Annotated in this window: 15 protein-coding genes and 1 tRNA gene; 7 read left to right on the top strand and 9 right to left on the bottom strand. The window is 72.0% G+C overall.

Annotated features, from left to right (window positions below; genetic code table 11):
• Positions 1 to 46: 46 nt before the first annotated feature.
• The gene (locus tag ACZ592_RS29205; protein WP_471584638.1) at positions 47 to 1513 is read right to left on the bottom strand and encodes a hypothetical protein; all 1467 of its coding nucleotides are present in this window, start codon (positions 1511 to 1513) and stop codon (positions 47 to 49) included.
• A gap of 343 nt (positions 1514 to 1856) precedes the next feature.
• On the opposite strand from ACZ592_RS29205, the gene ACZ592_RS29200 reads away from it, so the two are divergent.
• Both ACZ592_RS29200 and ACZ592_RS29195 read left to right on the top strand, forming a co-directional pair.
• Positions 1857 to 1928: transfer RNA gene (locus ACZ592_RS29200), tRNA-Val, on the top strand.
• 508 nt (positions 1929 to 2436) lie between these two features.
• Positions 2437 to 2853 (top strand): hypothetical protein, encoded by a 417-nt coding sequence (locus tag ACZ592_RS29195; RefSeq protein ID WP_471584637.1) that lies wholly within the window; start codon positions 2437 to 2439, stop codon positions 2851 to 2853.
• Here ACZ592_RS29195 and ACZ592_RS29190 read toward each other — a convergent pair.
• A complete protein-coding gene (locus ACZ592_RS29190) occupies positions 2850 to 3095 on the bottom strand; it encodes a hypothetical protein (protein ID WP_471584636.1) in 246 nt (81 codons plus the stop codon). The two genes, ACZ592_RS29195 and ACZ592_RS29190, sit on opposite strands and share 4 nt — an antisense overlap.
• Before the next feature lie 357 nt (positions 3096 to 3452).
• Positions 3453 to 4388 carry a PH domain-containing protein gene (locus ACZ592_RS29185; RefSeq protein ID WP_471584635.1) on the bottom strand — a complete coding sequence of 312 codons (936 nt, stop codon included), beginning with the start codon at positions 4386 to 4388 and terminating at the stop codon, positions 3453 to 3455.
• Between the two features lies 1 nt (position 4389).
• Here ACZ592_RS29185 and ACZ592_RS29180 point away from each other — a divergent pair, with 1 nt between their 5' ends.
• Positions 4390 to 4686, top strand: coding sequence for a hypothetical protein (locus ACZ592_RS29180; RefSeq protein ID WP_471584634.1), 297 nt, complete (start codon positions 4390 to 4392; stop codon positions 4684 to 4686).
• Entirely contained in the window at positions 4659 to 4970 is a 312-nt protein-coding gene (locus tag ACZ592_RS29175; RefSeq protein ID WP_471584633.1) for a hypothetical protein, read from the top strand. Before ACZ592_RS29180 ends, ACZ592_RS29175 begins: the two co-directional genes overlap by 28 nt.
• Positions 4971 to 5181: 211 nt before the next feature.
• Here ACZ592_RS29175 and ACZ592_RS29170 read toward each other — a convergent pair whose 3' ends face one another.
• On the bottom strand, positions 5182 to 5610 hold the full coding sequence (locus ACZ592_RS29170) for a peptidase inhibitor family I36 protein (protein ID WP_471584632.1): 429 nt from the start codon (positions 5608 to 5610) through the stop codon (positions 5182 to 5184).
• 363 nt (positions 5611 to 5973) lie between these two features.
• On the opposite strand from ACZ592_RS29170, the gene ACZ592_RS29165 reads away from it, so the two are divergent.
• Positions 5974 to 6882, top strand: a complete 909-nt coding sequence (locus ACZ592_RS29165) for a DUF2382 domain-containing protein (protein ID WP_471584631.1) — start codon at positions 5974 to 5976, stop codon at positions 6880 to 6882.
• 134 nt (positions 6883 to 7016) lie between these two features.
• Here ACZ592_RS29165 and ACZ592_RS29160 read toward each other — a convergent pair whose 3' ends face one another.
• The gene (locus ACZ592_RS29160; RefSeq protein WP_471584630.1) at positions 7017 to 7343 is read right to left on the bottom strand and encodes a hypothetical protein; all 327 of its coding nucleotides are present in this window, start codon (positions 7341 to 7343) and stop codon (positions 7017 to 7019) included.
• Between the two features lie 72 nt (positions 7344 to 7415).
• Positions 7416 to 7775 carry a hypothetical protein gene (locus ACZ592_RS29155; protein WP_471584629.1) on the bottom strand — a complete coding sequence of 120 codons (360 nt, stop codon included), beginning with the start codon at positions 7773 to 7775 and terminating at the stop codon, positions 7416 to 7418.
• A gap of 207 nt (positions 7776 to 7982) precedes the next feature.
• Here ACZ592_RS29155 and ACZ592_RS29150 point away from each other — a divergent pair, with 207 nt between their 5' ends.
• Positions 7983 to 8204: a DUF2277 domain-containing protein gene (locus tag ACZ592_RS29150; RefSeq protein WP_471584628.1), complete on the top strand. Its 222-nt coding sequence runs from the start codon at positions 7983 to 7985 to the stop codon at positions 8202 to 8204.
• A 24-nt stretch (positions 8205 to 8228) separates the two neighbouring features.
• On the opposite strand, the gene ACZ592_RS29145 is transcribed toward ACZ592_RS29150, so the two are convergent.
• Positions 8229 to 8843 (bottom strand): DedA family protein, encoded by a 615-nt coding sequence (locus ACZ592_RS29145; RefSeq protein WP_471584627.1) that lies wholly within the window; start codon positions 8841 to 8843, stop codon positions 8229 to 8231.
• Positions 8844 to 9096: 253 nt separating this feature from the next.
• Between ACZ592_RS29145 and ACZ592_RS29140 the strand changes: the two genes are divergently transcribed.
• Entirely contained in the window at positions 9097 to 9726 is a 630-nt protein-coding gene (locus ACZ592_RS29140) for a superoxide dismutase family protein (protein WP_471584626.1), read from the top strand.
• A gap of 105 nt (positions 9727 to 9831) precedes the next feature.
• Here ACZ592_RS29140 and ACZ592_RS29135 read toward each other — a convergent pair whose 3' ends face one another.
• Both ACZ592_RS29135 and ACZ592_RS29130 read right to left on the bottom strand, forming a co-directional pair.
• Positions 9832 to 10290 (bottom strand): DoxX family protein, encoded by a 459-nt coding sequence (locus ACZ592_RS29135; RefSeq protein WP_471584625.1) that lies wholly within the window; start codon positions 10288 to 10290, stop codon positions 9832 to 9834.
• 79 nt (positions 10291 to 10369) lie between these two features.
• The gene (locus ACZ592_RS29130; RefSeq protein ID WP_471584624.1) at positions 10370 to 12409 is read right to left on the bottom strand and encodes an FAD/NAD(P)-binding protein; all 2040 of its coding nucleotides are present in this window, start codon (positions 12407 to 12409) and stop codon (positions 10370 to 10372) included.
• Between the last annotated feature and the right edge of the window lies 1 nt (position 12410).

Below are 12410 nucleotides of genomic sequence, written 5' to 3'. Positions count from 1 at the left end.
GCCCGTCGCCCGCCGACCGCCAATCGCGCCCCCTCGGCACCGGGGCTCAGGCGCCCTGCCCCCGCTCCTCCCGTATCCGGGCGACCACGCGCGCCACGGTCGTGCGGACCGCCTCGGTCTCGGTCAGGAAGTGCCAGTAGTCGGGGTGGCGGCCTTCCAGGGAGGCGACCGCGCGGTCCAGGCGGGCCACGGAGTCGTCCAGCGGGCGGGCGTGGCGCGGCTCGGGGGTCTGGCGGCCCGCCATCGCCAGGCGCTGCGCGTCCCGGATCGCGAAGCGGGTGCGCTCGATCTCCTGCTGTGGGTCCTTCGCCACCGCGTTCAGCCGGTGGAGGCGGTCGCCGGCCGCCGAGACGGCCTCGTCCGTCGAGTTCAGCAGGGCACGGACCGTGGAGAGCAGCGACGTGGCGTCCGGCCAGCGCTGCTCGTCGCGCGCCTGCTGGGCCTCCTTGAGCTTGGCCTCGGCCTGGCGCACGTTCTCCGCGGCCTGGTCGGGGACGCGCTGGAGGTCCTGCCAGCAGGCGGCGGAGAAACGGCGCCGCAGTTCGCTGAGGACCGGGTCGACCTGGCCGCTGCGGGTGGTCAGGGCCTGTGCGCGGGTGCGCAGCGACACGAGGCGCCGGTCTGTCTCGGCGGCACGCTCGGGCAGCCGCTCGGCCTCGGCGCGGACGGCCTCGGCGTCGCGCAGGACGCGGTCGGCGCGCCGCAGCGTCTCCGGGACGCCGTGCCGGCCCGCGCCCTGGTTGAGCTTGGTCAGCTCGGGGCCGAGGGCGGCGAGCCGGGCCGCGAGGTCGTCGGCCCGCAGACCGGCGGCGCGCACGGAGTCCAGTGCGTTGCTCGCGGCGAGCAGGGTCTGGCGGGCCCGCTCCACTGCGGGCGCGAGCCGGGCCAGCTGGGTCTCGGCCTTGTCGAGCAGCGGGCCGAGGCCCTGCTGGAAGCGCTCCAGGTCCTGCTTGGTCCTGCCCAGCTCGTCCTTGGCCGCGGTGAGCTCGGTCCTCGCGCGGGCCGCCACCGAGGACTCCAGGTCGTCCCGGTCCAGGTCGTGGGCGTCCACCGCGCTGATGTACTGGTGGCTGACCTCGTCGATGCGCCGGCCGATCGCCTCGAAGTCGGAGACGACGCGCTGCGCCGCGGGCGAGGAGTCCACGGCGACGATCGTCTCGATGGAGATGCGCAGGTCGCGCTGGGCGGTGTCCAGCTCGTAGAAGGCGGCGGCAGCGGCGTCCTTCGCGGCCTGCGCCTCGGCGCGCTGGCTCTCGCCGCGGCCCCCGAACCACCGGCGCGTGCCGCCGCCCGCGAAGGCCGCGGGGAGGGCGGCGGCGAGCAGCGGCAGGGGGAGGAGGGCGAGGGTGAGGACGTCTCGCAGGGGGCCGCCGCGGCGTACGCTCCCGCGGGGGCGGCGCGGGGGGCCGTGCGGCGCGCGAACCGTGCCCGCCGCGTTGCCCGGCGCTGTGGTCGTGGTGCTCCTGGCGTCGGTTCTGTCCGGTGTGCACGGCTGCGAAGGTGTCGCCGTCACTATCCCTCTCCCGTGCTGTCATCCGCCCTGCCCGGTGTCACATTCTCCCACCGGTTAAGGACGAATACACGGGCCGGTTAGTTCGCGGTGCGCACCGTGACTTTGCCGTCGGCGCCGCGGACGGACAGGTGGTGGGGGCCGTGGTCGTCGCGCGGCACGGACACGTCGACGGAGCCGTCGCAGGTCTCGGTCCGCACGTCGTAGGAGACCTTGCCCCCGCCGCCCCGGTCGTCCTGCCGGGCACCGCGATGTCGACGGAACCGTCCGTGAGGTCAACCGGTTGACCCCAGGAAGGGGTTTGCGGGGCACTGCCTGCGGCAAGGTAGGCTGTCGACTCGTTCCCGGGCGCGTAGCTCAGGGGTAGAGCGCCTCCCTTACAAGGAGGATGTCGGCGGTTCGAAACCGTCCGCGCCCACCGGGTATGACCAGCAGCGGAGCCCCTTACCAAGATCGGTAAGGGGCTCCGCTCTGATCGTTCAGGGGATATTCAGGAGATCAACTTTTCGGGGATCTCATCCCGCGCTCCGCAGTGCCACACGCTGCCCGCGCTCCCACCGAGCCTCAAGGCGGACAAGACGGTGGGCCGCCCCGGTCCCATCCCGATCACACGAGGCAGGAGCCCATCGGGGCACTGCGCAAGGACATCCCGATCCGCGACCTCCAGCGCGCCCCCCCAGCGCGTCCCCGACGCCGGCCGCCACCACACGGACTACGAGGCATCCCGCGGCGGCAGCTACCCGCCCAAGGAGCGGCCTGTTCCAGATGCGTCGAAGGACCGCCGCTGACACTCTGGACATATAGGCCCCGCCGCGCTCACCCCCCCCGACGCGGTGGGGCCTTCGCCGTTCCCGCCCCCGTCGGCATCCTGCGCCGTTACGATCCGGCGCTCGACAAGACGCTCTCGACATCATGCTGGGGGAACTATGCGCCGCACCGCCATCGCCGCTTTACCCGCCGCCGTCGTCGTCGCACTCGCACTGGCCGGCTGCTCGAAGTCCGCAGGGGAGGAAGCCAAGAGCTGCGCCACTGCGCTCGCGAAGCGGACCGGCGACAACTTCGAAGAGACGCCGACCGTCAGCGAAGCGGAGGAGCGGGTCGATGCGCTCGACAAGACGCTCGCGGGCATGGTCCGGTCGGGGTACGCAGGCCCGGCCAACAAGGCGGCGGACGCGCTGGAGAGGAAGACTCGGAGCGTGCAGAGCCGGCCGGTGGAATGCGAGCCGCTGCCGGGGGATGACTACTCCGCGCTGCGTACGGCCACGGCGATCCGCGGACTGGGCTGGACGAACAAGGACGGGGAGTTCGACAAGCTCAAGATGGCGGAGGGCTTGGACGGCTAGGTGGGGATGGTGTCCCACTCGGCTAGCTCGTCATCAGCGTCGAGCCGCCAGACCACCCCTTGCGCATCACGGAAGTACAGGAACGGCCTATGCACCCGCACATCATGCTCACTGGCCCACCGGCGAGATGCGAAGGTGACTTCTTTCTCGGGCCCAAGGACGGGGATCGGCACACGCCGTTCACCGCTTGGGGTGTTGGCCTTGTAGCTACCGCCGCCGTCACGCTCGAAGTTGACGGTCACGTGGTACACAGGCTTATCGCTGGGATTCGTCACCGTGACGGTCCAGTACGTGTCCGGGTCACGCGTTCTCAGGGCAGAGTCCGTCACAACAGCGCCAGCCATCGAGGCGACTCGGCGGAGTTTTCGGGCTTGAGCCCACTTTCGATCCTGCGCCAGCGCCACGAGCTCTGCACGCTCCAAGTCGAGGACTTCGGACTGCCGCTCGATGAAGTCACGCTGCTCGCCAATCTGATCTCATGCACACTGGGCCGCAGATTTGGCGTGCCCGGAAACAGAGCCCCAGACCCCACGGAGCCCCCGACCGACATCCCTGGCCGGGGGCTCCGCCATGAGCAGGACCTACAGGACCTACAGGACCTACAGGCTGTCGAGGATCTTCGCCCGCCGATCCCGGTACTCCTCGTCCGTGATCGCCCCCGCCGCCCGAAGCTGATCCAGCGTCGCCAGACGGGACGCAACGTCCCCACCTCCGGCAGCAGGCGCAGCCTGAGGCTCTACCGCAGCGGCGGCCCCCACCGCGCTGCCAGCCAGCCGGGCCCGGAGCGCGTCCGCGAGGGCCTTCCCCGAGTCCTTCGGCATCTGCTTGATCTCAGCCTTGTTGCCCGACGAGAACACCGTCAGCGTGCCCATGAGCATGCCGCCCGACCACTGCACCGAGCTGATCCGGCTGTACGGGAAGTCCTCGACCTGCTGCGACATGATCCCGTGCTTCAGGAAGATCAGCCGCTGGTTGGTCATCGCCACCAGCCCGTTGCCCTTGCCGTACAGCCCCGGCGCAAGCATCTCGACCGTCTCGCCCTCCCACAGGACTTCCGGCAGCCGCTGAATCTCGCGCTTCGAGCCGACCGCGCTCTTCAGCTTCGCCGCTGCTGCGTCGATGTCCGGCCGTACGTTGACGTCCACCATGTGGCACCCCTCCACGTCGAGCGGCGGGGGCGCCCCTGCTCTGCGGTACCGCGCCCCCGCCGCGATAAGGCCAAGAGCATATCGCCCGAAATGCTGCCTGCGGAGGGGAAGATGCCGAACCAGTACACCCACACGATCACCGACGCCGACCTGCAGTGCATCCGTGACCTGCACGCCGACGGCAAGGGCCGCAACGAGATCGCCCGGATCATCGGCCGCGGCCCGCGCACCATCAGCGTGTACGCCGAGCGGCTGCACCTGACGTTCGACCGCACCATGACCAAGGCAACCCGAGCGCGTAAAGCCGACCTTGAGGAGCTCCGGGTCCTGCTCGCCGAGGCGCTGCAAAGCGACGCCGAGCGGCTGTCCGGGCAGCGCCTCGGCCAACGTGATCTTCCTGTTCGCCACCCGCGACAAGGCGGTCAGCAAGACGACTTCGAACCCTGGGTTCGCGGAGGCGGTGCGCAAGGGCGTCGACTACGCCGGCCTCCTCGAACTGGCCGGCAAGGGGTCGGTGCAGGCGCCCGGCATCATCCCGTCGCCGCTGCTCGGCGCACTCCCGCCGGAGCAGGCGCCCGAGCGGGACGTCGCGGGAGCCAAGGCGGCGCTCGCGGCGAGCGGACTAACATCCGCACCGGCTCGCCCGGGGCCCTGCTCATGGTCGGGAAGACCGAGCGCACGCTGAAGCGGAACATCATCGACGTCATCGAGCGGATGGTCGGCAAGAAGCGCTGCGGCTACCGGGCGGGCGCCGGTGAGGTCGTCATCTTCGGCCGCACGATCTACCTGGCCGGGGCGAACGACGAGAAGGCCGTCGACAAGGTCAAGGGCCTGACCCTCGCGGGCGCGTACTGCGACGAGGTCACGACGTACCCCGAGACGTTCTTCCAGATGCTGGAGACGCGCCTGAGTGTGCACGGGGCGCAGTGGTTCGCCACGACCAACCCCGAGGGCCCGAACACTGGCTGAAGAAGATCAGCTACGACACGGTGTACGCGGTCCGCCGGCATGAAGGACCGACCTGGAAACACCTGCCCGGACGGCAGGCCAAGTACCTGGAGTGGGCCATGAACAGCGAGCGCGACGTCGTGCTCCAGCTCATGGCCGTCACGCTCCGCCGATTCTTTCCGCGGTTGAGACGCAGGTCCCTCGCGCCGGCTCGACGCGTCTCCGGTCCGGGTCAGTCCGAGTTGGGATCGCAGTTCTTCCACCAGATGTGAGACCGGTATTTGATGCCGTCGTTGGGGCCCGAATTGCCCTTCCAACCGGGCTTGGCGCAGGTGTGGCTGCCAGTGTGGTTCGCTCCGGTAAAGAAGATCACGTAGCCGTACCTGCCGCCGTCGCTGTAGTTGTAGAGGGACTTGACCCCCTTGTTCTTGGACCAGCTGCACTTGTCGTCCGCAGGCCCCTTCCGCCAGTCGTTGTCGTCGCCGTACCAAAGGCACCTGCCCGTCGCCCCGTCGCCGCCGTCGGCCTTGTTCCAGACGCAGATCGCTCCTTCCGGACAGTCGTACGCGGCGGCGGCCGAGGCGGCGCCGGCCGGACTGATTCCCATCACGCTGCCTGCCGCGATCGCGGCGGTGGCAATGGCTATGCGGACCTTCGGCATATCGCCCTCCCTGACTGCGCCGGTTGCTGCGGCGGCGCCCCCGTCCTGGTCTTCCTCAGCCTGGCGTGGCGCTCGGCCGGTCGAAAGACGTTTTGGCCTCACCCAAAACGGCGGCAGGGCTTCCGTCTCGTGATCGGCGGCGCACGGCGCATACCTCGGATGGGCTAATCGGCTCGCGACGGGACAGATCGCGCCGAAGCCTTCTGCGGTGCCGTCGAACGGCTCTCGGGCGGTGTTTCGCGCACGGTGCGTGACCCTTCTGGTTGCGGCGCGGCGCGGCACGACGCGCGATGGGGGTGAGGCGTGCGTCGTCCGTGGCGAGAGTCGATCTGCCCGTCGCGCGCTCCGAGGGAGTGATCACCCATGACGCAGGGCGAGGCCTTCACCAATGCCGACGGGCTCGCGGGCCTGACGGCTTACGACCAGACCGGCGAGAAGATCGGCAGCGTCGAGCAGGTGTATCTCGACGACCGAAGCGGCCGTCCCGAGTGGGTGACCGTCAAGACCGGCCTCTTCGGCATGAAGCAGAGCTTCGTCCCGCTCGCCGGTGCCCGTCGCCAGCAGGACGAGCTGCACGTGGCGGCGACCAAGGAAGCCGTCAAGGACGCCCCGCGCATCGACGCCGATCAGCACCTCGAACCGGGCGAGGAGCACGAGCTCTACACCCACTACGGCCTGACCCGGCCCGACGCCGCGGCCCGCGGCACGGCGGGCGGCGTGCAGCCCGGTACCGCGGCGGCCGGCGGGCGTGACCGCGCCGGGGCGGCGGGCGCGGCCGGCCTGGCCGGGGCGGGCGCGGGGGCAGGCGTGGGCGGCCGAGAGTTCGCCACCCGTGGTGCGGCGGCCGACGAGAGCAAGGGCGCCGACGAGATGATCCGCTCCGAGGAGCGGCTGCGGGTCGGCACGCAAGAGGAAGAGGTCGGCCGTGCGCGGCTGCGCAAGGTCGTGGTCACCGAGAACGTGACGACCTCCGTGCCCATCTCCCACGAGGAGGTCCGGGTCGTCCGCGAGCCCATCCGTGAGGGTGACCGCTCGCGCGCCGCCAACATCGGCGAGGCCGAGACCGAGGTGACCCTGCACGCCGAGAAGGCCGTGGTCAGCAAGGAGACGGTGCCGGTCGAGCGGGTGCGTCTGGAGACCGAGAAGGTCACCGAGACGCAGGAGGTCTCCGACACCGTGCGCAAGGAGCAGATCGAGTTCGACGACGCCAAGGGCGAGCGCGGTGCGCAGGGCAAGGACTGGCGCGACCGGAAGCAGGGCCCGCGCCACTGACGGCCCGCGCCTCGGTGGCACCACGCCACGGCGGAGGGCGGGAAACACTCGACGCGAGTGTTTCCCGCCCTCCGTGTGTCCGGCTGTCCGTGTCGCGGCCGATCCCGTGCGATCCGGCCATCACGGCGGGGGCTTCAGCGGCCGGAACCCGGGTGTGTCCTACGGTACCTGCGGTCCCAGCGCTCCTGGCGTTCCTTACGGAGGCGGTAGTCGCGGTAGGTCTTGGGGTAGCCGCCACCTCCGCCGGCGCCGCCTCCCCCGCCTCCGCTTCCGCCGCCCGCGCCTCCGCCACCACTGCCGCCGGCACCGCTGCTGCCCGAGCTGCTCTTCTCGGCGGACGAGCCGCCCTCGTAGAAGCGCATCAAGTAGAAGGCGAGTGCCGCTGCGGCCAGCCACAGCAGGGGTTGCTTGAAGCCCAGGCCGACGAGGGCCAGGATCGCGACGACTATCAGGACGTTCATGGCTGCACCTCCGTGGCTCGAAGGGGGCTCTCGCGCGGCTGGTAGCGAGTCAACGCCCGCCGTCTGCGGCTGTCAATGGCTTGCGGGGAGGGAGTCGTCAGGCCTCTCGTGGGCGTGCTTGAGGCCGGCCCGCGCGGTGACGACGTCCGGCCCCGAGACCTGTTCCCAGTAGCTGTGGCAGGTCACGAAGACCGCCAACTCCCGCTCCTTCATGCGGAGTTTCTCGACCTCGGCCTGTTCGTCCGGGGTCCAGCCGGGGGAGGCGGGGCGTTCCACTTTGCGCCAGCCGCCGGTGTCGCTGAAGCCGTCGAGCGGCTCGACCGACCAGGGCAGGCGTTTGAGCAGGGCCAGGAGCACGGAGCGGACCTGGTGCAGTTCCTCCTGGCCGGCGAGGAGGTCGCTCGGGAAGTCATGGGCTGGGGTGGGAGGCACATCGTAATGGTACTCCTGTTCGAATTACGTGTGCGAGCGAAACGGAACGAGAGGCGGGAAACAGAACGAGAGGCGGGAGGGGGCCGGGGGGAGGGAGCGGGGTGGCGGTTCACTGGGCGCGTGGCGCCGTCCGCGCTGCGGATCGGTGGGCCGCCGGGGGCGGGCGGTCCTCGGCGGGGGTGACCGTGGCGGTGGCAAGCTGGAGGTATGTGCCGAAGCATCAAGACGCTCCGTCCGCCCGCCATCCCCGAGGACGCCACCGAGGAGGAGATCCGGGCCGCCGCGCTGCAGTACGTGCGCAAGGTGTCCGGGTTCCGCGCCCCGGCCGCGCACAACCGCGAGGTCTTCGACCGCGCGGTGGACGCCGTGGCCGAGGCGACCGCGGAGCTGCTCGCCGACCTGGAAGTGCGCGGGGCGCGCGCGTCGTAGCGGGGGCGGGTGTCCCCCTCCGGATCAGCCCGCCGTCGCCGGGCGGCGGACCAGGAAGGCCGCGCCCGCGCCCGCCGCGAACAGGGCGAGCAGGGAGACGCCCGTGGCCAGCCATGTGGCGCCGAGCCACTGGGCGCCGAAGTAGCCGAGGGCGACGCTGTAGCCCGCCCAGGCCACGCCCGCCAGGGCGGACCACGGCAGGAACTCGCGCAGTTTGCGGTGGGCCGCGCCCGCGCCGAGAGAGACGATCGAGCGGCCCGCGGGGGCGAAGCGGGCGATGACGACGAGGATGCCGCCGCCGCGTGCGAGCGCCGTGCCGAGCCGTTCCTGCGCGGTGGTCAGCCGGCGGGAGCGGGCGATGGCGCGGTCCAGGCGTGCGCCACCGCGCCAGGCCAGGCGGAAGGCGACCATGTCGCCGAGCACGGAGGCGGTGGCGGCGCAGAGGGTGAGCATCAGGATGTCGGGGACGCCGCTCGGCACCGGCGCGGCGCCGGTCCCCGCCGCCGCGGCCGCGGTCGCCGACATGATGACGATGACGCCGCTCGGCAGGACCGGCACGAACACGTCGAACAGGACGGACAGGGCGACGACCGCGTAGATCCACGGACTGCCGGTCAACGCCCCCACACTTTCAAGCACCGTAACTCCCCGTTACTCCCCGGTCGGCAGCGCGTCGCCGCAGTGTCTCCGAGGACGGCAGGGGCGGCCTTATGTCAGCTATACAGCGTACGCCGAGTGGTGGGGAGTAGATCCACTGGGGGGCCGGATGTTCGCTACGTCACGTTCACCCGGCTGCCTCCTCCGATGCGGCGTACGGCACCGAAGTCCCGTACGAACGAGTCAGCGTCCCGCGGCATGCGGACGGCGCGAAGGCGAAGGACGGGAGCGGGCGATGGTGGCAGGAACGCTGGCCGGTGCGGTGGCGGCGGCCGTGCTGGCCGCGGGCGGCGGCGTGGCGGACGGGGTGGGTGAGGGGGTGGGTGACGAGACGGCCGACGTGGCGGCGGAGTCCTCCTGGGCGCGGGCCGAGGCGACGTTCGCGCCGCCGACCGCCTTCATCCCCTCGACCGCGATCACGTACGACATGCGGGTGGTCCCTGCCGCGTCCTGGATCGAGGTCGAGCAGCACAGCGTGCCGGGTGCCACGACCGTCTCGCTGCGGGTCACGGGCATGAAGCCGGGGCACGCGTACGGCGTGCACGTGCACCAGAAGCCGTGCGGGGCGTCGCCGGAGGCGGCGGGTGGCCACTACCAGGACCGCGTCGACCCGGTGCAGCCGTCGAAGGACCCCGCCTACGTCAACGCGGACAACGAGGTGTGGCTGGACTTCACCGCCGGTGCCGACGGCTCGGGATCGGCCGCCGCGCGGCAGACCTGGGGCTTCCGTCCCGGCGGCGCCGCTTCCGTGGTCCTGCACGACGAGCCGGGCGGCGCGGGCGACCGGGCCGCGTGCTTCACCGTGCCGTTCGGGTCCCTGCCCAGCGCCCAGGCCGAGGGCGCGTCCGCGGGTACCGGTGAGTGAGGGGCGCCAGGACGGACGACGGCGCCCCCTTCCACGTACAGACGCTCGGACGCTCGTACGGACGAAGGAGGGGGCGCCGTTCCGTGTGCGGGGCGGGCCCGCGGGTCAGGCCGCGACCGGCGTGCGCTTCGCGTCCTCGCCCGCCGCGTCGCGCCGGTTCGCGCTCCGCGCGGTGAGGAGCCGGTCCAGGCCGAACGCGCCGGGCCCGGTGAAGACGATGAGCAGCATCGCCCAGCAGAAGAGCGCCGCGGCCTCGCCGCCGTTCTCCATCGGCCACAGCGCCTCGGGCTGGTGGACCTTGAAGTACGCGTAGGCCATCGAGCCGGACGAGACGAGCGCGGCGGCGCGGGTGCCGAGGCCGAGCAGGACCAGGGTGCCGCCGACGAGCTGGATCACGGCCGCGTACCAGCCGGGCCAGGTGCCTGCGTCGATCGTGCCGCCGCCGGCCGCGCCGCCGAGGACGCCGAAGAGCGAGGCGGCGCCGTGGCAGGCGAAGAGCAGGCCGATGACTGTGCGGAACAGCCCGAGGGCGTAGGGCTGGGCGCTGTTGAGACGTCCAGTCATGGTGGGGGACTCCTTCGGTTGGGGGACGGTAACCGAGCGGAGGCCCTAGATTAGGGGAACCTAATTTGTGCTTGCAAGTTCAACATTCGGTCAGCCGAAGATTCCGTTTCGGGTCCGGCGCGGCGCTCAGGAGTGGCTCGACGGTCCCCGCCGCCGTCCGCAGCGCGGCCCGCGCCACCGCGTCCGCGTCCGACAGCGTGACCGAGTCGACCCCAGGCCTGGCACCGGCCGCGGTCACCCAGTGGACTCCTTCGGTGGGCACTCCGAACGCGAACCTCCGCGCGTGGGGCAGCCCTTGACGGTCGATCACGCGGTAGGGGCGCGAGGTCACGTCCAGGCCTCCGGTTTCATAGCCGTCGACCACATGCGGGCGGCACTGCCCGTCCGCCAGGAGCTGTCCGAGCAGCTCGTCGGTGGTGCGGCGCAGGTCGGGCTCGGGCAGTCGCGCCTCGATCAGCGTGGTGACGCGCACGGTGGAATCCGGCACGTCGGGGGAGTGCGCGACGAACGCCCCGCCGTCGGGCCGCACCGCCAGGCGCGGGCCGAGCACCTCGAGGACCCCGGCCTCGACGAGGGCCACCGCCTCCTCGATGCGGCGGCGCGGCGGGCCGATGGAGAGGAAGGCGTTGAGAGGGGTGTACCAGCGGTCGAGGTGGTCGCGGCGCGAGCTGCCGGAGAGGCCGCCGTGGTCGACGACCTGGCGGAGCTCGTTGCGCAGGTCGCGCAGGACGTCGAGTGCGGCCTTCAGCGGGCCGGCGACATTGCCGAGCGCGGCCTCCGCCGCGTCCTCGCGCAGTCGGCCGATGAGCCAGGCGCGGTGCGCGTCCCGCGAGGTGAAGGCGTCGGCCGGGTGCGGCCGGGAGAGCCGGTCCCAGGACCAGAGCTCGTCGTCCGTGATGCCGGACTCGGCCAGGACGCGGGCCTCTTGAGGGCTCCGGTGCCCCGTGGCGAGAAACCGCTCCCGGAAGGCACACGCATCCCCGCCGGCGCCCGTGGCACCCACGGTGCCCGCGCCGCCCGTGGCACCCGCGCCGCCGACGCCGTCCGCAGTACCCACGGCACCCGCGCCGTCCCCGGCACCACCGGCCCGCCCCGCGAGCAGCGCCGCGTAGTAGACCGTCTCCACCTCCTTCGCGATCAACGGCCATATCTCGGCGCGGAAGTCGGGCGCGTCCCCGCTGTCCGTGCGCTTGCGGAAGCGGGCCACGGCGTCGGCGGTGAGGACGGCGGGTTCGTGCCGTCCGTACGGGCCCTTCGCGTTGTCCCCGCGCGCCTGGTACGGGACGCCCCGCCGTGACCCGGCGTACAGTCGCGGCTCGCGGCCCGACGGCTCGTAGCGCAGAGTCCCCTCGGGCGTCCGTGCGTACCGTCCGCCGCGGCCCTCGGTCAGCAGCGCCATGTGGTCGAAGAAGTTGAGGCCGAGCCCGCGCAGCAGCACCCGCTCGCCGGGGGCGATCACGGACAGGTCCAGGTCGGCGGGGTTGGCGGGCGGGAAGTGGTGCAGGCCGTGCCGGGCCGCGTGGTCCGTCAGGTGCCGCTGGTCCCGGTCGTGGGCCGTCGGCAGGTGGCCCTGCGCGAGGACGACCGCCGCGAGCCCGGCGAGCTCGACACCGTTGTCCAGTACGAGGGTCTGCAGCCCGTCGGACGTCTCGTCGAGGCGCACGGCGCGCGCCGCGTGGGCCCGGACGCGGACCGCGTCGGGGGCGCAGCGCACGGTCTCGGCGAAGACCCACTCCAGGTAGCGGCCGTAGCAGGCGCGGGTCGGGTAGTCGTCGGGCCCGAGCCCGGGAACGCGCCCCTCGGCGGCCCACTCGTACAGGCTCGGACCCGGGCGTATCGGTCCCGAGCAGTCGACGCTGGCGTCCGTGAAGAGGGTCACCTGGGAGGCGACGGTGTTCATCAGGAGCTCGTCGGGCTGTGCCGTCCGCCAGACGCGGCCCGCGCCCGGCGGGGCGGGGTCGACGACGTGGACCGTCAGACGTGCCCCGGGCACGAGAAGTTCGGTCGCCGACGCGCAGAGCCGTTCGAGCACGCTGGTGCCGCGAGGGCCCGCACCGACCAGAGCGAGCGCGGAAACATCCGGTGCGGCCCGGCGCGGCGCGGGCAGAAGTGCAGACAAA

The organism is Streptomyces sp. NPDC040622 (genome assembly GCF_055593965.1).
This window is presented reverse-complemented; position numbering and strand designations above follow the sequence as displayed.